Consider the following 20414-nt stretch of genomic DNA (forward strand, 5'->3'; position numbering starts at 1 on the left):
CTACTTACCAGCCTTTCCGACCTTCTTGCGGACCTGTTCGCCCTGGTAGCGCACGCCCTTGCCCTTGTAGACGTCGGGCTTGCGCAGCTTGCGGATGTTGGCGGCGGTCTCTCCGACCTTCTGCTTGTCGATGCCGTCCACGTGGATCAGAGCGTTGATCTGGTCACGCCGGACGGTCTCGACGCGGAAGGTGATGCCCTCCGGCGCCTTGAAGGTGATCGGATGGCTGTAGCCGAGCTTGAGCTCGAGCTGGTCGTTGCCCTTGGCGGCGGCGGTGTAACCGACGCCTCGGACCTCCAGCGTCTTGGTGTAGCCCTTGGTGACGCCCTCGACCATGTTGGCGATGAGCGTCCGGGTCAACCCGTGCAGCGCCCGCACGGTGTTGATGTCGTTGGGCCGCGTGACCCGGATCTGGCCGTCCTCGAGCGTGACCTCGATGGGCTCGGCGACGGTGTGCTTCAGCTCGCCTTTGGGGCCCTTCACCGTGACGTTCTGGCCGTCGATGGTGACGTCGACCCCGCTGGGGACGGCGATCGGCAGTCGTCCGATGCGAGACATGCGCTGTGCCCTCCCCTCACCACACGTAGGCGAGGACTTCGCCGCCCACGCCGCGCTTCTTCGCCTGCTTGTCGGTCATCAGCCCGGAGGACGTGGAGATGATCGCCACGCCCAGCCCGCCCAGCACCTTCGGCAGGTTGTCCTTCTTGGCGTACACCCTCAGACCCGGCTTGGAGACGCGCTTGATCCCGGCGATCGCGCGCTCCCGGGTCGGGCCGAACTTCAGGTCGATCACGAGGGTCTTGCCGACCTTGGCGTCCTCCACGTGCCAGCCGGCGATGTAACCCTCCTGCTGGAGGATCTCGGCGATGTGCGCCTTGATCTTCGAGTACGGCATGCTCACGCTGTCGTGGTATGCCGCGTTCGCATTCCGCAGACGTGTCAGCATGTCTGCGATCGGGTCGGTCATCGTCATGGCCTACAGGCCCCTCCCCACCGCGGTATCCATCCCGGACCTACGGCGTGGTCATGGGCGCCCCGCGGGCGCCCGGTTGCCATTTCCTCTGGTGGCCGTTTACCAGCTCGACTTGGTGATGCCGGGCAGCTCGCCCCGGTGCGCCATCTCCCGGAAGCAGATCCGGCACAGGCCGAACTTACGGTAGACGGAACGCGGACGCCCGCAGCGCGAGCACCTGGTGTAAGCGCGCACCTTGAACTTGGGCTTGCGGGCGGCCTTGGCGATCAGCGCCTTCTTCGCCATTCCTAGTTCTCCTTGAAGGGGAAGCCCAGGGCCCGCAAGAGTGCCCGGCCCTCCTCGTCGGTCTTGGCGGACGTCACGATGGTGATGTCCATGCCGCGCTGGCGGTCCACCGTGTCGGGGTCCACCTCGTGGAACATGACCTGCTCGGTCAGCCCGAAGGTGTAGTTGCCGTTGCCGTCGAACTGCTTGGGCGACAGACCGCGGAAGTCGCGGATCCGCGGCAGCGCCAGCGTCAGCAGCCGGTCCAGGAACTCCCACATCCGGTCGCCGCGCAGCGTCACGTGCGCGCCGATCGGCATGCCCGCGCGCAGCTTGAACTGCGCGATGGACTTCTTGGCCCGGTTCACGCTGGGCTTCTGGCCGGTGATCAGCGACAGGTCGCGGATCGCGCCCTCGATCAGCTTCGCGTCCCTGGCGGCCTCGCCCACGCCCATGTTCACCACGATCTTCACCAGACCGGGCACCTGCATGACGTTGGCGTAGCCGAACTGCTTCTGCAGGGCGGCGCGGATCTCCTCGCGGTAGCGAAGCTTGAGCCGCGGCTGCGGCACCGGCTGCTCGGTGAGTGTCTCGGTGGTCATCGTCGTCAGATCTCCTTGCCGGTACGGCGCGAGATCCGGACCTTCGTACCGTCCTCTTTGAACTTGTATCCGACCCGGACCGGCTTGCCGTCCTCCACCAACGCCACATTGCTGACGTGCAGCGGGGCCTCACGGGTGATGACCCCGCCGCCCTTGCCCTGCGGGTCGGCCTTGGTGTGCTTCTTGATGAGGTTGACGCCTTCGACGGTCACCCGCTGGCGACGCGGGTCGGCGTGGATGACCTTGCCAATCGCGCCCTTGTCCTTGCCGGCGATGACGATGACCTCATCGCCCTTCTTGATCTTCATTTACAGCACCTCCGGAGCGAGCGAGATGATTCGCGTGAACTTCTTCTCGCGCAGCTCCCGGCCCACCGGACCGAAGATACGGGTGCCCCGCGGGTCACCGCCGTCCTTGATCAGCACAGCGGCGTTCTCGTCGAAGCGGATGTAGGAGCCGTCGGGACGCCGGCGCTCCTTGCGGGTGCGCACGACGACCGCCTTGACGACGTCGCCTTTCTTCACGCCTGCGCCGGGAAGAGCGTCCTTCACCGTCGCGACGATGACGTCGCCGACTCCCGCGTAGCGCCGACCCGAGCCGCCAAGTACCCGGATGCACAGGATCTCCTTGGCACCCGTGTTGTCGGCGACCTTGAGTCGCGACTCCTGCTGGATCACGTCAACTCCTGTTCGTCACACCGGTTCTCCGCCGCCTCGGACGGAGCCTGGTGGAACCGGTAATTACTTGGCCTTCTCGAGAATCTCGACCACGCGCCAGCGCTTGGTAGCCGACAGCGGCCGGGTCTCCATGAGCCGGACGCGGTCGCCAATGCCGCACTCGTTGTTCTCGTCGTGCGCCTTGTACTTGGTCGTCCGACGGATGATCTTGTGGTACTTGCGGTGCTTGACCCGGTCCTCGACGGCCACGACGACGGTCTTGTCCATCTTGTCGCTGACCACGAGGCCCTCGGCGATCTTGCGGCTGGGCCGCTTCGTGGCGCCCTCGGTCTGCTCAGCCATTGCTCTTCTCGTCCTCCTGCGCCTCGGGCTCCTCGGCGACCGTCACGATGCCGAGCTCGCGCTCGCGCATCACGGTGTAGATCCGAGCGATCTCACGCCTGACCTGACGCAGCCGGGCGTGGTTGTCCAGCTGACCGGTGGCGGCCTGGAAGCGGAGGTTGAACAGCTCCTCCTTGGCCTCCTTCAGCTTGGTCACCAGCACGTCTTCGGGCTCGGTCCGCAGCTCGTCGGCGGTAAGACCCTTGGCCATCAGGACTCACCCACCTCTCGCTTGACGATCTTGCACTTCATAGGAAGCTTGTGGATCGCGCGGGTCAGAGCCTCACGGGCGACGGCCTCGTTGGGGTACGAGATCTCGAACACCACTCGGCCGGGCTTGACGTTGGCAACCCACCACTCCGGCGAGCCCTTACCGGAACCCATCCGGGTCTCGGCCGGCTTCTTGGTCAGCGGACGGTCGGGGAAGACGTTGATCCACACCTTCCCGCCACGCTTGATGTGCCGGGTCATCGCGATACGCGCCGACTCGATCTGCCGGTTGGTCACGTACGCGCCCTCGAGGGCCTGGATCCCGAAGTCACCGAAGGTGACCTTGGTCCCGCCCTTGGCCATCCCCTTGCGCTTGGGATGGTGCTGCTTACGGTACTTGACCTTGCGAGGGATCAGCATGGATCACTCAGCTCCCCTCACCGCTGGGAGCAGGCGTCGCCGACTCGCCGGCGGACTGGGCCTGCTGCTGCTCCGAACTCTGCTGCTGTTGCTGGCGGCCACCGCCGCGGCCACGACGCTGGCCACGACGCTCGCGGCCACGACGCTCGCCGCCTGCGCCGGAGCGCTGCTGAGCGGCCCGCGCCTCGCGCTCGGCGCGCGTGGTCGGGGCGTCGCCCTTGTAGATCCACACCTTGACGCCGATCCGGCCGAACGTCGTACGGGCCTCGTAGAACCCGTAGTCGATGTCGGCGCGCAGCGTGTGCAGCGGGACCTGCCCCTCCCGGTAGAACTCCGAGCGGGACATCTCGGCGCCGCCGAGACGGCCGCTGCACTGCACCTTGATGCCCTTGGCGCCGCCCTTCATGGCGGACTGGATGGCCTTGCGCATCGCCCGGCGGAACGCCACCCGGCTGGACAGCTGCTCGGCCACGCCCTGGGCCACCAGCTGCGCGTCGATCTCGGGGTTCTTGACCTCGAGGATGTTCAGCTGGACCTGCTTGCCGGTCAGCTTCTCCAGGTCGCCCCGGATGCGGTCGGCCTCGGCGCCGCGCCGGCCGATCACGATGCCCGGCCGGGCGGTGTGGATGTCCACCCGGACACGGTCGCGGGTGCGCTCGATCTCCACCTTGGAGATGCCGGCCCGCTCCATGCCCTTCTGCAGCATGCGGCGGATCGCGACGTCTTCCTTGACGTAGTCCTTGTACAACTTGTCGGCGTACCACCGGGACTTGAAGTCGGTGGTGATGCCGAGTCGGAACCCGTGCGGGTTGATCTTCTGACCCACTAGCGGGCCCTCCTCTTCCTGCCGCTGCCGTTACCGCTGGTGGCCGCCTTCTCCTGAGACTCCACGACCACCGTGATGTGGCTGGTGCGCTTGTTGATGCGGTACGCCCGGCCCTGCGCGCGAGGCCGGAAGCGCTTGAGCGTCGGCCCCTCGTCGACCCATGCCCGGCTCACGACCAGCGAGTCCTTGGCGAGGTTGAAGTTGTGCTCGGCGTTGGCGATGGCGCTCGCCAGCACCTTGCCCACCGGCTCGCTCGCAGCCTGGGGGGCGAACCGCAGCACCGTCTGGGCCTCCGCGGCGGGCAGGCCGCGGATGAGGTCCACCACGCGGCGGGCCTTTCTGGGCGTGACACGGACGTACCGCGCCTGGGCCCTGGCTTCCATCGCTGTTCCCTCTCTCCTACGATCCTGCTGCCGGTCAGCCACGGCGGCTGCGACGGTCTTCCTTGACGTGGCTGCGGAACGTCCGCGTGGGCGCGAACTCACCCAGCTTGTGACCCACCATGGCCTCGGTGATGAACACCGGCACGTGCTTGCGGCCGTCGTGGACGGCGATGGTGTGGCCGATCATCTCCGGGACGATCATGGACCGGCGCGACCACGTCTTGATGACGTTCTTGGTGCCCTTCTCGTTCTGGGCTTCCACCTTCTTCATGAGGTGGTCGTCCACGAACGGGCCCTTCTTCAGGCTACGTGGCATGGCCTACTCCTACCGCTTCTTCTTGGTGCGCCGACGGACGATCAGCCGGTCGCTGGCCTTGTTGGCCCGGCGGGTACGGCCTTCCTTCTTGCCCTTGGGGTTGACCGGGTGACGGCCACCGGAGGTCTTGCCCTCACCACCACCGTGCGGGTGGTCGATGGGGTTCATCGCCACGCCACGGACGCTCGGGCGCTTGCCCTTCCACCGCATGCGGCCGGCCTTGCCCCAGTTGATGTTGGACTGCTCGGCGTTGCCGACCTCGCCGACCGTGGCCCGGCAGCGCACGTCCACCATCCGCATCTCGCCGGAGGGCATGCGCAGCGTGGCGTACTTGCCCTCCTTGGCCAGCAGCTGGCAGCCGGTGCCGGCGGAGCGGGCCAGCTTGGCGCCGCCGCCGGGGCGCAGCTCGATGGCGTGCACGATGGTGCCGGTCGGGATGTTGCGCAGCGGCAGGCAGTTGCCCGGCTTGATGTCCGAGCCCGGCCCGTTCTCGACGCGGTCGCCCTGCTTGAGCCCCTGCGGCGCGAGGATGTAGCGCTTCTCCCCGTCGGCGTAGTGCAGCAGCGCGATCCGCGCGGTGCGGTTGGGGTCGTACTCGATGTGCGCGACCTTCGCCGGGATGCCGTCCTTGTCGGCGCGGCGGAAGTCGATCACCCGGTACGCCCGCTTGTGGCCACCGCCCTGGTGCCGGGTGGTGATGCGACCGCGGTTGTTGCGCCCGCCCTTCTTCGGAAGGGGGCGGAGCAGCGACTTCTCCGGCTCGCGGCGCGTCAGCTCGACGAAGTCGGCGACGCTGGCGCCGCGACGACCCGGGGTCGTCGGCTTGTACTTACGGATGCCCATCTCTTTCGTTCATCCTGTCTTTGCGTGTTCTCCGGTGGCCGTCCGCCGCTCAGGCGGTGGGACCGCCGAAGATGTCGATCCGGTCGCCTTCAGCCAGTGCGACGATGGCGCGCTTGGTGTCCTTGCGCTTGCCGTAGCCGAACCGGGTCCGCTTGCGCTTGCCCTTGCGGTTGATGGTGTTGACGGAGGTCACCTTGACCCCGAACACCTCCTCCACCGCCTGGCGGATCTGGACCTTGTTGGCGTCCGGCCGGACGAGGAAGGTGTACTTGTTCTCGTCCAGCAGGCCGTAGCTCTTCTCCGAGACGACCGGCGCGATGATGATGTCCCGGGGATCGGCGATCTTGCTCATTCCTCGCCTCCTCCCTTCTTGGTCGCGCGTGCGATGAACGCGTCGTAAGCGGCCTTGGTGAAGACCACGTCGTCGCTCACCATCACGTCGTAGGTGTTGAGCTGGTCCTCCACCAGCAGATGCACGCTGGGCTCGTTGCGCAGGCTCTTCCAGGTCAGCTCATCGCCCCGGGCGGTGACCACGAGGACCCGCTTGGCCTGGGTGATCTCGCGCAGCGCCGCCAGCGCCACCTTGGTCTTGGGCACGTCGCCCTCGATCAGGTGGTCGACCACGTGCACCCGGCCGTGCCGGGCGCGGTCGGTCAGGGCGCCGCGCAGCGCGGCGGCCTTCATCTTCTTGGGCGTGCGCTGCCGGTAGTCGCGCGGCTGGGGACCGTGCACGGTGCCGCCGCCGACGAACTGCGGCGCGCGGATCGAACCCTGCCGGGCCCGACCGGTGCCCTTCTGCCGGTAGGGCTTCTTGCCGCCGCCGCGGACGTCGCCGCGGGTCTTGGTGGCGTGCGTGCCCTGCCGAGCGGCGGCCTGCTGGGCCACCACGACCTGGTGGATCAGCGGCACGTTGACCTTCGCGTCGAAGATCTCGGCGGGCAGTTCGACGTCGAGCTTGGCGGTCACTTGCCCGTTCCCTTCACTGCGTCGCGAACCAAGACGAGACCGCCGTTGGGACCGGGGACGGCGCCCTTGATGAGCAGCAGCCCCTTGTCCGCGTCGATGGCGTGGATGGTCAGGTTCTGCACGGTCTTGCGGACGTTGCCCATCCGCCCGGCCATGCGCAGACCCTTGAACACTCGTCCGGGGGTCGCGCAACCGCCGATCGATCCCGGCGAGCGATGCTTGCGCTGGGTGCCGTGCGAGGCGCCAAGGCCGCGGAAGCCGTGGCGCTTCATCACACCCGCGGTGCCCTTGCCCTTGGTGGTGCCGGTCACGTCGACCTTCTGGCCGGCCTCGAAGACCTCAACGGTGATCTCCTGGCCGAGGGTGTACTCGGCGGCGTCGTCGGTCCGCACTTCGACCAGGTACCGGCGCGGCGTGACCCCGGCCTTGGCGAAGTGGCCCGAGCGCGGCTTGTTCACCTTGCGCGGGTCCACCTGCCCATAGCCGAGCTGCACGGCGCTGTAGCCGTCCTTGTCGGGCGTACGGATCTGGGTAACGACGCACGGCCCGGCCTTGACGACGGTCACCGGGACGACCCGGCCCTCATCGTCGAACACCTGGGTCATGCCGAGCTTCTCGCCCAGGACGCCCTTCCTGTTCCTACTCATCGTGGGTGCGTCCTTTTAGAGCTTGATCTCGATGTCAACGCCTGCCGGCAGGTCGAGCCGCATCAGCGAGTCGACCGTCTTGGGCGTCGGATCGATGATGTCGATCAACCGCTTGTGCGTGCGCATCTCGAAGTGCTCGCGCGAGTCCTTGTACTTGTGCGGCGAGCGGATGACGCAGTACACGTTCTTCTCGGTCGGCAGCGGCACCGGGCCTGCGACCTTGGCGCCCGTCCGTGTCACCGTCTCGACGATCTTCTTCGCCGAGGAGTCGATGACCTCATGGTCGTAGGCCTTGAGCCGGATGCGGATCTTCTGTCCCGCCATGGTGGCCTCGGTGTCCTTTGCTGATAGTGCCGCTGGGTTTCTGCTCTCGTGGTGCGGCGGCCCGGCCGTGCTCCCGTGGCGGGAACGATTCCCCCGGTGAGGGGGAGGCGGCCGGGCCGCCGCTCCGACGGTGACTTACTTGATGATCTTGGTGACGCGACCGGCGCCGACAGTCCGGCCACCCTCGCGGATGGCGAACTTCAGGCCCTCCTCCATGGCGACCGGCTGGATCAGCTGGACGCGCATCTCGGTGTTGTCGCCCGGCATGACCATCTCGGTGCCCTCAGGCAGGTTGACCACACCGGTGACGTCCGTGGTCCGGAAGTAGAACTGCGGACGGTAGTTGTTGAAGAAGGGGGTGTGCCGACCGCCCTCGTCCTTGGACAGGACGTAGACCTGCGCCTCGAACTCGGTGTGCGGGGTGTTGGTGCCCGGCTTGATGACACACATCCCGCGCTCGACTTCCTCGCGCTTGGTGCCCCGCAGCAGCAGACCGACGTTGTCGCCCGCCTGGCCCTGGTCGAGGAGCTTGCGGAACATCTCCACGCCGGTGACGGTGGTCTTCAGCGACTCTTCCTTGATGCCGATGATCTCGACCTCGTCGTTGACGTTGATGACGCCGCGCTCGATCCGGCCGGTGACCACGGTGCCGCGACCGGTGATCGAGAACACGTCCTCGATCGGCATCAGGAACGGCTTGTCGGTGTCACGCTGCGGCTCGGGGACGTTCTCGTCCACGGCCTTCATCAGCTCGAGGATGGACTCGGCCCACTTCTGGTCGCCCTGCAGCGCCTGGAAGGCCGACACCCGCACGACCGGGACCTCGTCGCCCGGGAACTCGTACTCGTTGAGCAGCTCCCGGACCTCGAGCTCGACCAGCTCGAGGATCTCCTCGTCGTCGACCATGTCGCACTTGTTCAGGGCGACGACGATGTAGGGCACGCCCACCTGACGGGCCAGCAGCACGTGCTCCTTGGTCTGCGGCATCGGGCCGTCGGTGGCGGCCACGACCAGGATCGCGCCGTCCATCTGGGCGGCGCCGGTGATCATGTTCTTGATGTAGTCGGCGTGACCGGGGCAGTCCACGTGAGCGTAGTGGCGCGACTCGGTCTGGTACTCCACGTGCGCGATGGAGATCGTGATACCGCGCTCACGCTCCTCGGGGGCCTTGTCGATGTCCTCGAAGGGGGTGAACGGGTTGATGTCCGGGTACTTGTCGTGGAGCACCTTGGTGATCGCCGCGGTAAGGGTGGTCTTACCGTGGTCGATGTGACCGATGGTGCCGATGTTCACGTGCGGCTTGGTCCGCTCGAACTTGGCCTTCGCCACTGGTGTCTCCTTGCCTGCGTCTCGATCGCCGGAGGCGACCGTTTCGTTCCGGGTCCGCCGGGCGGTGACGCGCCACCGCCCGGCCTGGTGATCTGGCTAGGCCCGGAGGCTACTCGCCCCGCGCCTTGGCGATGATCTCCTGCGCGACGTTACTCGGCACCTCCGCGTAGGAGTCGAACTGCATGGTGAAAACAGCCCGGCCCTGGGTCTTGCTGCGCAGATCACCCACGTAGCCGAACATCTCGGAGAGGGGGACGAGGGCCTTGACGACCCGCATGCCGGCACGCTCGTCCATGGACTGGACCTGGCCGCGTCGGCTGTTGAGGTCGCCGATCACGTCACCCATGTTTTCCTCGGGGGTGGTGACCTCCACCGCCATCATCGGCTCCAGCAGCGTCGGTTCCGCCTGACGGGCGGCCTCCTTGAACGCCATGGACCCGGCGACCTTGAAGGCCATTTCCGAGGAGTCCACCTCGTGGTAGGCGCCGTCCTGCAGGGTGACCTTGACGCCCACCATCGGGTATCCGGCCAGCACGCCGAACTCGGCGGCCTCCTGGCAGCCGGCGTCCACCGACGGGATGAACTCCCGGGGGATGCGGCCACCGGTGATCTTGTTCTCGAACTCGTAGCCGTCGTTGCCGTCGCCCAGCGGCTCCAGGTCGATGATCACGCGACCGAACTGGCCCGAGCCACCGGTCTGCTTCTTGTGGGTGTACTCGACGCCGGTGACCTTCTTGGTGATCGTCTCGCGGTAGGCCACCTGCGGGCGCCCCACGTTGGCGTCGACCTTGAACTCCCGCTTCATCCGGTCGACCAGGATCTCCAGGTGCAGCTCGCCCATCCCGGAGATGACGGTCTGGCCGGTCTCCTCGTCGGTGCGGACCTGGAAGGAGGGGTCCTCCTCGGCCAGCCGCTGGATCGCGGTGCCCAGCTTCTGCTGGTCGGCCTTGGTCTTGGGCTCGATCGCCACGTGGATCACCGGAGCCGGGAAGGTCATCGACTCCAGGACCACCGGGTCCTTCTCGTCGCAGAGCGTCTCGCCGGTGGTGGTCTGCTTCAGGCCCATCACCGCGACGATGTCGCCCGCGCCGACGCGGTCGATCTCCTCACGCTTGTTGGCGTGCATCCGGTAGATCTTGCCGACCCGCTCCTTGCGGTCCTTGACCGAGTTGAGCACGGTGGAGCCGGCCTCCAGAACGCCGGAGTACACGCGCACGAAGGTGAGCTTGCCCAGGTGCTGGTCGCTCATGATCTTGAACGCCAGAGCCGAGAAGGGCTCGTCCTCGCTGGGCTTGCGCGCGATCGTCTTCTCCTCGTCGCGCATGTCGTGGCCCTCGATGGCCTCGATGTCCAGCGGCGAGGGCAGGTAGCGGACGATCGCGTCCAGCAGCGGCTGCACGCCCTTGTTCTTGAAGGCGCTGCCGCACAGCACCGGGGTCAGCTTGCCGGCGATGGTGGCGCGCCGGATGGCCGGGTAGAGCTGCTCGGCGGTGGGCTCGTCGCCCTCCAGGTACAGCTCCATGATCTCGTCGTCGGCCTCGGCGACCGCCTCGACCAGCTTGTCGTGCCACTCCTGGGCGGCGTCGGCGTGGCTGTCGGGGATGTCGACCTCGTCGTACATCTCGCCCAGCTTCGCCTCGGGCGACCAGATCAGGGCCTTCATCTTGACCAGGTCGATGACGCCCTTGAAGTCGGCCTCGGCGCCGACCGGCAGCTGCACCACCAGCGGGGTGGCGTTCAGCCGGTCCCTGATCATGTCGACGCAGCGGTGGAACTCCGCGCCGACCCGGTCCATCTTGTTGACGAAGCAGATCCGCGGGACGTTGTACCGGTCGGCCTGCCGCCACACCGTCTCCGACTGCGGCTCCACGCCGGCGACGCCGTCGAACACCGCGACCGCACCGTCGAGCACCCGCAGCGACCGCTCCACCTCGACGGTGAAGTCGACGTGACCGGGAGTGTCGATGATGTTGATGGTGTGCTGGACCTCATCGACGGGCCACCGGCAGGTGACGGCGGCGGAGGTGATGGTGATCCCCCGCTCCTGCTCCTGCTCCATGAAGTCGGTGGTGGCCGACCCCTCGTGGGTCTCCCCGATCTTGTGGCTCATCCCGGTGTAGTACAGGATGCGCTCAGTCGTCGTGGTCTTGCCCGCGTCGATGTGGGCCATGATCCCGATATTGCGGACCTTGGCCAGGTCTACGCCGGTCTTGGTAGCCACTGTGCTCGCGTCCTCGCGTCGTTCGTCGTCGGTGGGTCCGCCGGGATCACCAGCGGTAGTGGGCGAAGGCCTTGTTGGACTCCGCCATCTTGTGCGTGTCCTCGCGCTTCTTGACCGAAGCGCCCAGACCGTTGCTGGCGTCGATGAGCTCGTTCATCAGCCGCTCGGTCATCGTCTTCTCACGGCGCTGCCGGGCGTACTGCACCAGCCAGCGCAGGGCCAGGGTGGTGCTGCGCGCGGGCCGCACCTCCACCGGCACCTGGTAGGTCGCACCACCGACCCGACGGCTCTTGACCTCGATGGTCGGCTTGACGTTGTCCAGCGCACGCTTGAGGAGGACGACCGGGTCGGTGCCGGTCTTCTCCCGGGCGCCCTCCAGGGCGCCGTACACGATGCGCTGGGCAAGGGAGCGCTTGCCGTCCAGGAGCACCTTGTTGATCAGCGCGGTGACCAGCGGCGAGTTGTACACCGGGTCAGCGACGAGCTGGCGCTTGCCAGCGGGGCCCTTGCGCGGCATCAGCTCTTCTCCTTCTTTGCGCCATAGCGGCTGCGCGCCTGCTTGCGGTTCCGCACACCCTGGGTGTCGAGCGAACCGCGGATGATCTTGTAGCGGACGCCCGGCAGGTCCTTCACACGACCGCCGCGCACCAGCACGATCGAGTGCTCCTGCAGGTTGTGCCCAACCCCAGGGATGTAAGCAGTGACCTCGATCCCACTGGTCAGTCGGACACGGGCGACCTTGCGAAGCGCGGAGTTGGGCTTCTTGGGCGTCGTGGTGTAGACGCGCGTGCAAACACCCCGGCGCTGGGGGCTGCCCTTGAGCGCAGGCGTCTTGTTCTTGGTCACCTTGTCCTGGCGGCCCTTGCGGACAAGCTGCTGGATCGTGGGCACCGCGTCTCCGTCTTCCTCGTACCGAGCCGGTAAGTCTTGGAACTGAATGGCCTTTTGCCCGAGTCGGACGACTCGGGCTCAGACCGTCAATCACCGCCCCCGGAGAGGCTGTGACCTGCCGGTTTCCCGGCCTCTCCGACCCCCGCGGTCGGGCGTGTCGCCCGCTCCAGGGCGTCACGAGACCGCCACGGCCCGCGTGGGCCGATCAAAGTCGGGGAGTGGATTGCGGCGCTAGGACTGGCACCCAGAGGGCCTTGCCGGCGCGCACGCACATGTGACCCGCGAACCACGGGCACGAGGGAAGAGACTACCCAGCCTGGCGGCGTTGGTCAAAGCGAGTACGCCGCCGCCGTCCGGTCCGCGACGCACCGATGCAACGCGCCATCCGGTGCATCGGTTCCGCGCACCGCGGCCGGGTCGAAGAGAAACCGAACGGAAGTCGTCCTTGGAACGGACCAATGCCGACGGGAGGTTCCCGTCGGCATTGTGTCCCGATTATTCCCGGAAGGGAAGAGTCTCCGATCGGTGGGCCGGTCCGCTCCGGGTCCTCAGAGCACGAACAGGATCACCAGGACGACGATGATCACCACCAGGGTGATCGCGCCGATCCCGATGTACAGCCCCTTCTTGCCGCCGCCCTTGCCGTCGGCCTGGCCTCCGCCGTACTGCTGGGCGCCGTACTGGCCCTGCCCGCCCTGCGGCTGGCCGTAGGGCTGCTGACCATAGGGCTGCTGCGGATACCCCTGCTGACCGCCCGGCGCACCGTAGGCCGGCTGCTGCCCCTGCCCGCCCTGCGGCTGCCCCGGCTGCTGGCCGTAGGGCTGCTGACCATAGGGCTGCTGCGGATACCCCTGCTGACCGCCCGGCGCACCGTAGGCCGGCTGCTGCCCCTGCCCGCCCTGCGGCTGCCCCGGCTGCTGGCCGTAGGGCTGCTGACCATAGGGCTGCTGCGGATACCCCTGCTGACCGCCCGGCGCACCGTAGGCCGGCTGCTGCCCCTGCCCGCCCTGCGGCTGCCCCGGCTGCTGGCCGTAGGGCTGCTGACCATAGGGCTGCTGGCCGGGCTGCTCGGCGCCCTGCTGCCACTGCGGCTGGTCGGGGTAGCCCGACGGCTGCCCGCCGCCCTGGTTGGCGGCGAACGCCTGGGTGGGCGCCGCATCGCTGTCGGAGGAGCCCGACGGCGGACCGAAGCCCTGGGCCGCCGGCGGCTCGTACTGGGGCTGCTGCGGCTCCTCGGGAGCCGGCCCCGAGTACTGGGCGGGATCGGGCGGCGGCACCATCACGGTGCGCTCCCCCTCTCCCGGCTGGGGCGACTGCCGATCACGCTGCTGGGCGTCCCGGCCCGGACCGGCGACCGGCACATCCGGCCCCGGCGACCAGGCCAACGTCGCGTTGTCGCTGATCGGAGGCGTCCCGCCCGGCTGCCCCTGCTGCTCGGGCCCCGGCACGATCAGGGTGCGCTCCCCGTCCGTGGAGCCCGGAGACTGCTGCTGCGGCGGCTGCTGCGACTGCTGCTGCTCGGGCAGGTCGAACGACGGCGGGCGGTACGGATCCGCCGGCGCCTCGTACGGCTGCTGCTGGGGCTGCCCCCCGTAGGGCTGCTGACCGTACGGCTGCTGCTGCGACGGCTGGGCCTGCTGCGGTTGCTGCGGCTGCTGACCGTAGGGGGCCTGCGGACCAGGGTAGGGCTGCTGCGGCGGCTGGCCGGGCTGCTGGGCCTGCTCGGCGCCCAGACCGGCGATCGGCTGCTCGACCACGGTGGGCGGAGGCGGAGCGGGCCGCTCGACCACGGTGGGCGGAGGAGCGGGCTGCTCGATCATGGTGGGCGGGGGCGGGGCGGGCTGCTTCTGCTCAGCGCCGGACCCGCCGCCGGCCTCGGGCTGGTTCTCGGTGTTCGTGCGACGCGACGGCGCGCCGAACACCACCGTGCGGTCGCCGATCGGTCGCATCGGCTGCTGGGACGGGCCGGATCCCGCATCCGCCGCCTGGTCGGCCCCGCCCTCCCCGCCGTTCGGCGGGTTCTGGTCGTCAGGCCTCGGCCACTGCGGTCCCTGCGTGCCGCTCTGCTCGGTCATCGTCGGGCTCCTTCAGCGCCGTTCCCCCGGGCGGACGCTCGCCCAGGCCGTCATGTTCCACTTCGAGGCGCACGGCGCATCACGCGGCCTCCAAGCCTTGTCCTCGCCCCGTGGCATCCCCGCCAGGGACGTTCAGTTGTCCAGCCTGCCCGGACGGCAGGTCCCACCGCAAATCACCACGCTTCGATGGGCAACCGGTGGGACATTCTGTACCCCTTCGGGCCGGAGATGAAGCGCGTTTCGGCGTTCTGCAACTCTCGTTCAAACCTCGGCCCAGGCGGCACCGGGTCACGGGACCGCCGGACCGGTGACATAACGGCCGCGTTCGTCATAGGGCCAGCCGTTGATCACACAGCCCTTCATCCCGTACACCTGCTGCTGCATGACCGGCGCGGGCGCGCCCTTGCGCGGACAGGTGACATGGCCGTAGCCGAGCCGGTGGCCCACCTCGTGATTGATCGTCAACGCCCGGTACTCCTCGGGCCTGCCCCGATAGGCCGGGATCAGCAGCTCCCAGCGCTTGAGGTTGACGATCACCTCCTTGCCGCCGGCGCAGTTGACCTCGCCCTCGGTCCTCAGCCCGTACCTGCCGCACAGGCGGTCGACGGTCTGCGGGGTGGCCAGCCGTACCACGAAGTCATAGCCGCGGCCGCTCACCCGCTGGAACGCCCACTTGCCCTTGGCGGTCCACCCCCTGGGGTGGGCCAGGATCGCCTCGACGGCGCGGGCGAACTCGGCGGGCGTGCGGCCGACGCCCACCTCCACCTCCACGGCGTACCGCATCAGCCGGCCCCGCCCGACTTTGCGGCCGGTGCCGGGGGCCCGGACGAACTCGCCCGTCCCCCGAACCGGCACGGCCGGGGTGGAGGGCGGCGCGGACCTGACCAGAGGGCGCGCGGGCGACCGTCCGGCCGGTGCGGCGCCCCGTCCGAGCGGAGAGTCGGGGCGATAGAGCCAGACACCGGCGGCGGCGGTGGCGGCGCAGGCGACGGCGGCCAGGATCGACAGGGCGATCCTGGCCCGGCGTCTGCGCCGCTCGGCGGCGGCGAAGGCGTCCTCGAGCCAGTCCTCTCCCGCCTCCGGCCACAGGTCCTCCTCCGGCTCCGGCGGGGCGTTGCGCGGCGTACGGGTTCGCATAAGCCCGACAGGATGCCAAAGCGCGGGCGTCCGGCCGGGCGTCTCGAGCGACGATCACTCTGTTCTTGGGGGAACCGTGCACATCAGCTACGCCTCCGTGGCCGCACCCGGCCTTCCCAACGAAGATCGCGCGGTGACCGGCGACGGCTGGGCCGTGCTGCTGGACGGGGCCACCGTCCGGCCCGGCGTCGACTCCGGATGCGTTCACGGGCCGCGCTGGCTGGCGGGTCGGCTGGCCGGCGCGCTGGCCCGTCGGCTGGCCGGCGGAACGCGTGCGGCGTTGGCCGACGTGCTGGCCGAGTCCATCGCCGAGACCTGCGACGCCCATCGCGGCTGCGACCTGGCCAACCCCGACAGCCCGTCGGCGACCGCCGCGATCGTGCGCGCCCGGGAGGGCCGTCTGGACTGGCTGGTGCTGGCCGACTCCCCCGTCGTGGTGGACCTGGGCGATCGCCTGGAGGTGATCTGTGACGACAGGGTGGCCAGGCTCCCCTCCTACACCCCTGAGGCGGTGCGAGCGCTGCGCAACTCCCCCGACGGCTTCTGGGTGGCGAGCACCCGCCCCGAGGCCGCCTATGAGGCTCTGACGGGCTCCGTCGCGCTGGCGGACGTCCGGCGGGCGGCCCTGTTCAGCGACGGCGCCGCCCGGCTCGTCGAACGTTTCGGCCGGCTCGACTGGCCCGCCCTGGTGGACCTCCTCGACCGGGAGGGCCCCCTGGAGCTCGTCCGGCGCACCCGCGAGGCCGAACGCGCCGAGACCGAGGCCGAGCGCGCCGTACGCCGGGGCAAGCCCCACGACGACGCCACCGCCGTGCTCCTCCGCTTCCGCTGAGCCCTGGGCGCCCGCGGGCGTCTTCGCGCGTCCTCGGGGGCGTCGCGAGAAGCGGCCCCTTCGGTCCCGGGCGCCCTCCGGGCGGAGGAGCCCTGTGCCGCGGGCGGGGCGGCCCTTTCGCGCCCAAAGGCGCCTCGAGCCCTCCCCGGGCGACCGGGGAGGGCTCGAGGCCGGTGCCGCGGCCGGTCAGGCCGGCCGCCGGCGATCAGCGGTTGTACTGGCCGTAGTCGTAGTCCTCCAGGGGCACGGCCTCGCCGGAGCCCTGGCCGAAGGTGTACTCGCCGCCCTCGTCATAGGACCCGACGGAGTACACCGCGGCCTTGGCCTCCTCGGTGGGCTCGACCCGGACGTTGCGGTACTGCGGCATGCCGGTACCGGCCGGGATGAGCTTGCCGATGATGACGTTCTCCTTCAGGCCCAGCAGCGGGTCGCTCTTGGCGTGCATGGCCGCCTCGGTGAGCACCCGGGTGGTCTCCTGGAAGGAGGCCGCCGACAGCCACGACTCGGTGGCCAGCGAGGCCTTGGTGATGCCCATCAGGACCGGACGGCCGGCGGCGGGGGTGCCGCCCTCGGCCACCACCTTGCGGTTGGTCTCCTCGAAGACCGGCCGCTCCACCAGGTCGCCCGGCAGCAGGTCGGTGTCGCCCGACTCGAGGATGTTCACCCGCTTGAGCATCTGGCGGACGATGATCTCGATGTGCTTGTCGTGGATCGACACGCCCTGCGAGCGGTAGACCTCCTGGACCTCCTGGACCAGGTGCAGCTGCACCGCCCGGGGACCGAGGATGCGCAGCACCTCGTGCGGGTTCTGGGCGCCCACGATGAGCTGCTGGCCGACCTCGACGCGGGCCCCCTCGCGGACCCCGTCCATCAGCCGGGCCCGCATCGGCACCTGGTAGGCGACCTCGTCGGACCCGTCGTCCGGGACGATGATGATCTTCTTGGCCTTCTCGGTCTCCTCGATCTTGACCCGGCCGGCCACCTCGCTGATCGGCGCCACGCCCTTGGGGACGCGGGCCTCGAACAGCTCGGTGACACGCGGCAGACCGTGCGTGATGTCCGCGCCGGCGACACCACCGGTGTGGAAGGTGCGCATGGTCAGCTGGGTGCCGGGCTCACCGATCGACTGGGCGGCGATGATGCCGACCGCCTCGCCGACGTCCACCCGCTTGCCGGTGGCCAGCGAGCGGCCGTAGCAGGCGGCGCACACACCGATCTTGGACTCGCAGACCAGCGAGCTGCGGGTGCGGACCTCCTTCACGCCCGCCTTGATCAGCCGATCGAGCACCGCCTCGGACATGTCGGTGCCGGCCTGGACGATGACCGTCCCGTCCACCTCGACGTCCTCGGCGATGGTCCGCCCGATCAGGCTGGTCTCGGCGTTGGCGGCCCTGACCCACGAGCCGTCGGGGGCCTGCTCGACCACCGGGAAGGTGATGGCCCGGTCGGTGCCGCAGTCCTCCTCGCGGACGATGACGTCCTGCGCCACGTCCACCAGACGCCGGGTCAGGTAACCGGAGTCGGCGGTGCGCAGCGCGGTGTCGGCCAGACCCTTCCGGGCGCCGTGGGTGGAGATGAAGTACTCGACCACCGACAGGCCCTCGCGGAAGGAGGACTTGATCGGCCGCGGGATGGTCTCGCCCTTGGGGTTGGAGACCAGGCCGCGCATACCGGCGATCTGACGGACCTGGAGCGGGTTACCGCGGGCGCCCGAGTTGACCATCATCCACACCGGGTTGGTCTTCGGGAACGCCTTGGTCATGTCCTCCATGACCTCGTTGGTGGCGCGCGTCCAGATCTCGATGAGCTCCTGCCGGCGCTCGTCGTCGGTGATCAGGCCGCGGTCGTACTGGCGCTGCACCTTGTCGGCGAGGCCCTCGTACCGGGCCAGGATCTGCTCCTTGTTCGGCGGCGCCACCACGTCCTCGATCGCGATGGTCACCCCGGACCGGGTGGCCCAGTGGAACCCGCGGTCCTTCAGCTCGTCCAGCGCGTGGGCCACGACCACCTTGGGGTAGTTCTCGGCCAGCTGGTTCACGATCTGCGACAGCTGCTTCTTGCCCACTTCGTAGTTCACGAAGGGGAAGTCGTCCGGCAGCGTCTCGTTGAACAGGCAGCGGCCGAGCGTGGTCTCCAGCCGGTACGGCTGGCCCGGCTCATAGCCCTCGGGGGCGACCCAGTCGCGCGGCGGCGGGGTGTCCTTGAAGCGGACCTGGATCTTGGCCTGCAGGTCCAGCTCGCCGCGGTCGTAGGCCATGACGGCCTCGGCCGGCGACGAGAACGCCCGGCCCTCGCCCTTGGCGCCCTCCTTCTCGGTCGTCAGCCAGTACAGGCCGATGACCATGTCCTGGGTGGGCATGGTGACGGGCTTGCCGTCGGAGGGCTTGAGGATGTTGTTGGTGGACAGCATCAAGATCCGCGCCTCGGCCTGCGCCTCGGCCGACAGCGGCAGGTGCACCGCCATCTGGTCGCCGTCGAAGTCGGCGTTGAACGCGGTGCACACCAGCGGGTGGATCTGGATGGCCTTGCCCTCCACCAGCTGCGGCTCGAACGCCTGGATGCCCAGCCGGTGCAGGGTCGGCGCCCGGTTCAGCAGCACCGGGTGCTCGGCGATGACCTCTTCCAGCACGTCCCACACGACCGGCTTGGCGCGCTCGACCATCCGCTTGGCGGACTTGATGTTCTGCGCGTGGTTGAGGTCCACCAGCCGCTTCATCACGAACGGCTTGAACAGCTCCAGCGCCATCTGCTTGGGCAGACCGCACTGGTGCAGCTTCAGCTGCGGACCGACCACGATGACCGAGCGGCCGGAGTAGTCGACGCGCTTGCCCAGCAGGTTCTGGCGGAACCGGCCCTGCTTGCCCTTGAGCATGTCGCTCAGCGACTTGAGCGGGCGGTTGCCCGGGCCGGTGACCGGGCGGCCGCGGCGGCCGTTGTCGAACAGTGCGTCGACGGCCTCCTGCAGCATCCGCTTCTCGTTGTTGACGATGATCTCCGGAGCGCCCAGGTCGAGCAGCCGCTTGAGCCGGTTGTTCCGGTTGATCACCCGCCGGTACAGGTCGTTGAGGTCGCTGGTGGCGAACCGGCCGCCGTCCAGCTGCACCATCGGGCGCAGGTCCGGTGGGATGACCGGGATGCAGTCCAGCACCATGCCCAGCGGGCTGTTGCGGGTGTTGAGGAACGCCGAGACGACCTTGAGCCGCTTGAGGGCGCGGGCCTTCTTCTGGCCCTTGCCGGTGCGGATGATCTCCCGCAGCTTCTCGGCCTCGGCCTCGAGGTCGAAGTTCTGCAGCCGGGCCTGGATGGCCGCGGCGCCCATGCCGCCCTCGAAGTACTGGCCGAACCGCTCCTTCATCTCGCGGTACAGCATCTCGTCGCCCTCGAGGTCCTGGACCTTGAGGTTCTTGAAGCGGTTCCAGACCTCCTCGAGGCGGTCCAGCTCCCGCTGGGCGCGGTCGCGCAGCTGCTTGATCTCCCGCTCGGCGCTGTCCCGCAGCTTGCGCTTGGCGTCGGCCTTGGCCCCGGCCGCCTCCAGCTCGGCCAGGTCGGCCTCCAGCTTCTGCTGGCGGAGCTCGATGTCGGCGTCCCGGCGCTGCTCGATCTGCTGGCGCTCCACCGAGATCTGCGCCTCCAGGGTGGGCAGATCGCGCTCGCGCCTCTCGGTGTCCACCGAGGTGATCATGTACGCCGCGAAGTAGATGACCTTCTCGAGGTCCTTGGGGGCCAGGTCGAGCAGGTAGCCCAACCGCGAGGGGACTCCCTTGAAGTACCAGATGTGGGTGACCGGGGCGGCCAGCTCGATGTGGCCCATCCGCTCACGCCGCACCTTGGCGCGGGTGACCTCCACGCCGCAGCGCTCGCAGATGATCCCCTTGAAGCGCACCCGCTTGTACTTGCCGCAGTAGCACTCCCAGTCCCGGGTGGGACCGAAGATCTTCTCGCAGAAGAGGCCGTCCTTTTCCGGCTTGAGCGTCCGGTAGTTGATGGTCTCGGGCTTCTTGACCTCGCCGTGCGACCACTGACGGATGTCGTCGGCGGTCGCCAGGCCGATCCGCAGCTCGTCGAAGAAGTTGACGTCGAGCACTGTGTATATCCCC

25 protein-coding genes are annotated in these 20414 nt (G+C 68.8%); 1 reads left to right on the plus strand and 24 read right to left on the minus strand.

What is annotated here, in order from left to right; all coding sequences use genetic code 11:
• From rplF to EIO00_RS01090, 23 genes are all read right to left on the minus strand, one after another.
• Window positions 1-558 carry a 50S ribosomal protein L6 gene (rplF, locus tag EIO00_RS00980; RefSeq protein WP_140174758.1) on the minus strand — a complete coding sequence of 186 codons (558 nt, stop codon included), beginning with the start codon at window positions 556-558 and terminating at the stop codon, window positions 1-3.
• A gap of 16 nt (window positions 559-574) precedes the next feature.
• Window positions 575-973: a 30S ribosomal protein S8 gene (rpsH, locus tag EIO00_RS00985; protein ID WP_012854617.1), complete on the minus strand. Its 399-nt coding sequence runs from the start codon at window positions 971-973 to the stop codon at window positions 575-577.
• A gap of 99 nt (window positions 974-1072) precedes the next feature.
• On the minus strand, window positions 1073-1258 hold the full coding sequence (locus EIO00_RS00990; protein WP_012854618.1) for a type Z 30S ribosomal protein S14: 186 nt from the start codon (window positions 1256-1258) through the stop codon (window positions 1073-1075).
• Window positions 1259-1260: 2 nt separating this feature from the next.
• The gene (gene rplE / locus EIO00_RS00995; RefSeq protein WP_140174760.1) at window positions 1261-1839 is read right to left on the minus strand and encodes a 50S ribosomal protein L5; all 579 of its coding nucleotides are present in this window, start codon (window positions 1837-1839) and stop codon (window positions 1261-1263) included.
• A 5-nt stretch (window positions 1840-1844) separates the two neighbouring features.
• On the minus strand, window positions 1845-2147 hold the full coding sequence (gene rplX / locus EIO00_RS01000; RefSeq protein ID WP_012854620.1) for a 50S ribosomal protein L24: 303 nt from the start codon (window positions 2145-2147) through the stop codon (window positions 1845-1847).
• A complete protein-coding gene (rplN, locus tag EIO00_RS01005) occupies window positions 2148-2516 on the minus strand; it encodes a 50S ribosomal protein L14 (RefSeq protein ID WP_140174762.1) in 369 nt (122 codons plus the stop codon). It lies immediately after the preceding gene.
• Between the two features lie 63 nt (window positions 2517-2579).
• Window positions 2580-2858 (minus strand): 30S ribosomal protein S17, encoded by a 279-nt coding sequence (rpsQ, locus tag EIO00_RS01010; RefSeq protein WP_140174764.1) that lies wholly within the window; start codon window positions 2856-2858, stop codon window positions 2580-2582.
• Window positions 2851-3108, minus strand: a complete 258-nt coding sequence (gene rpmC, locus EIO00_RS01015; RefSeq protein WP_140174766.1) for a 50S ribosomal protein L29 — start codon at window positions 3106-3108, stop codon at window positions 2851-2853. Before rpmC ends, rpsQ begins: the two co-directional genes overlap by 8 nt.
• Window positions 3108-3527: a 50S ribosomal protein L16 gene (gene rplP, locus EIO00_RS01020; protein ID WP_140174768.1), complete on the minus strand. Its 420-nt coding sequence runs from the start codon at window positions 3525-3527 to the stop codon at window positions 3108-3110. The genes rpmC and rplP overlap by 1 nt, the downstream gene beginning before the upstream one ends.
• A 7-nt stretch (window positions 3528-3534) precedes the next feature.
• The gene (rpsC, locus tag EIO00_RS01025) at window positions 3535-4353 is read right to left on the minus strand and encodes a 30S ribosomal protein S3 (protein ID WP_140174770.1); all 819 of its coding nucleotides are present in this window, start codon (window positions 4351-4353) and stop codon (window positions 3535-3537) included.
• Window positions 4353-4736: a 50S ribosomal protein L22 gene (gene rplV / locus EIO00_RS01030; RefSeq protein WP_140174772.1), complete on the minus strand. Its 384-nt coding sequence runs from the start codon at window positions 4734-4736 to the stop codon at window positions 4353-4355. The genes rpsC and rplV overlap by 1 nt, the downstream gene beginning before the upstream one ends.
• A 34-nt stretch (window positions 4737-4770) precedes the next feature.
• Entirely contained in the window at window positions 4771-5052 is a 282-nt protein-coding gene (rpsS, locus tag EIO00_RS01035; RefSeq protein WP_140174774.1) for a 30S ribosomal protein S19, read from the minus strand.
• 9 nt (window positions 5053-5061) lie between these two features.
• On the minus strand, window positions 5062-5895 hold the full coding sequence (gene rplB, locus EIO00_RS01040) for a 50S ribosomal protein L2 (RefSeq protein WP_140174776.1): 834 nt from the start codon (window positions 5893-5895) through the stop codon (window positions 5062-5064).
• A 49-nt stretch (window positions 5896-5944) separates the two neighbouring features.
• Complete coding sequence (rplW, locus tag EIO00_RS01045; protein ID WP_140174778.1) at window positions 5945-6247, minus strand: 50S ribosomal protein L23; 303 nt, start codon at window positions 6245-6247, stop codon at window positions 5945-5947.
• Window positions 6244-6861 carry a 50S ribosomal protein L4 gene (gene rplD / locus EIO00_RS01050; RefSeq protein WP_140174780.1) on the minus strand — a complete coding sequence of 206 codons (618 nt, stop codon included), beginning with the start codon at window positions 6859-6861 and terminating at the stop codon, window positions 6244-6246. Before rplD ends, rplW begins: the two co-directional genes overlap by 4 nt.
• Window positions 6858-7508 (minus strand): 50S ribosomal protein L3, encoded by a 651-nt coding sequence (gene rplC, locus EIO00_RS01055; RefSeq protein WP_140174782.1) that lies wholly within the window; start codon window positions 7506-7508, stop codon window positions 6858-6860. The genes rplD and rplC overlap by 4 nt, the downstream gene beginning before the upstream one ends.
• A gap of 15 nt (window positions 7509-7523) precedes the next feature.
• The gene (rpsJ, locus tag EIO00_RS01060; protein ID WP_012854632.1) at window positions 7524-7832 is read right to left on the minus strand and encodes a 30S ribosomal protein S10; all 309 of its coding nucleotides are present in this window, start codon (window positions 7830-7832) and stop codon (window positions 7524-7526) included.
• Between the two features lie 135 nt (window positions 7833-7967).
• Window positions 7968-9161 carry an elongation factor Tu gene (gene tuf, locus EIO00_RS01065; protein WP_140174784.1) on the minus strand — a complete coding sequence of 398 codons (1194 nt, stop codon included), beginning with the start codon at window positions 9159-9161 and terminating at the stop codon, window positions 7968-7970.
• 109 nt (window positions 9162-9270) lie between these two features.
• Window positions 9271-11382 (minus strand): elongation factor G, encoded by a 2112-nt coding sequence (fusA, locus tag EIO00_RS01070; protein WP_140174786.1) that lies wholly within the window; start codon window positions 11380-11382, stop codon window positions 9271-9273.
• 46 nt (window positions 11383-11428) lie between these two features.
• Entirely contained in the window at window positions 11429-11899 is a 471-nt protein-coding gene (gene rpsG, locus EIO00_RS01075) for a 30S ribosomal protein S7 (RefSeq protein WP_140174788.1), read from the minus strand.
• Window positions 11899-12273 (minus strand): 30S ribosomal protein S12, encoded by a 375-nt coding sequence (gene rpsL, locus EIO00_RS01080; protein WP_019632621.1) that lies wholly within the window; start codon window positions 12271-12273, stop codon window positions 11899-11901. The genes rpsG and rpsL overlap by 1 nt, the downstream gene beginning before the upstream one ends.
• 548 nt (window positions 12274-12821) lie before the next feature.
• On the minus strand, window positions 12822-14348 hold the full coding sequence (locus EIO00_RS01085; RefSeq protein ID WP_140174790.1) for a hypothetical protein: 1527 nt from the start codon (window positions 14346-14348) through the stop codon (window positions 12822-12824).
• A 288-nt stretch (window positions 14349-14636) separates the two neighbouring features.
• On the minus strand, window positions 14637-15485 hold the full coding sequence (locus EIO00_RS01090; protein ID WP_140174792.1) for a DUF3152 domain-containing protein: 849 nt from the start codon (window positions 15483-15485) through the stop codon (window positions 14637-14639).
• 76 nt (window positions 15486-15561) lie between these two features.
• Here EIO00_RS01090 and EIO00_RS01095 point away from each other — a divergent pair, with 76 nt between their 5' ends.
• Window positions 15562-16317 carry a protein phosphatase 2C domain-containing protein gene (locus EIO00_RS01095; RefSeq protein ID WP_140174794.1) on the plus strand — a complete coding sequence of 252 codons (756 nt, stop codon included), beginning with the start codon at window positions 15562-15564 and terminating at the stop codon, window positions 16315-16317.
• 205 nt (window positions 16318-16522) lie between these two features.
• Here EIO00_RS01095 and EIO00_RS01100 read toward each other — a convergent pair whose 3' ends face one another.
• Window positions 16523-20401 carry a DNA-directed RNA polymerase subunit beta' gene (locus EIO00_RS01100; RefSeq protein ID WP_140174796.1) on the minus strand — a complete coding sequence of 1293 codons (3879 nt, stop codon included), beginning with the start codon at window positions 20399-20401 and terminating at the stop codon, window positions 16523-16525.
• Window positions 20402-20414 lie beyond the last annotated feature (13 nt).

This window comes from Thermomonospora catenispora (assembly GCF_006363815.1).
Taxonomy (GTDB): domain Bacteria; phylum Actinomycetota; class Actinomycetes; order Streptosporangiales; family Streptosporangiaceae; genus Thermomonospora; species Thermomonospora catenispora.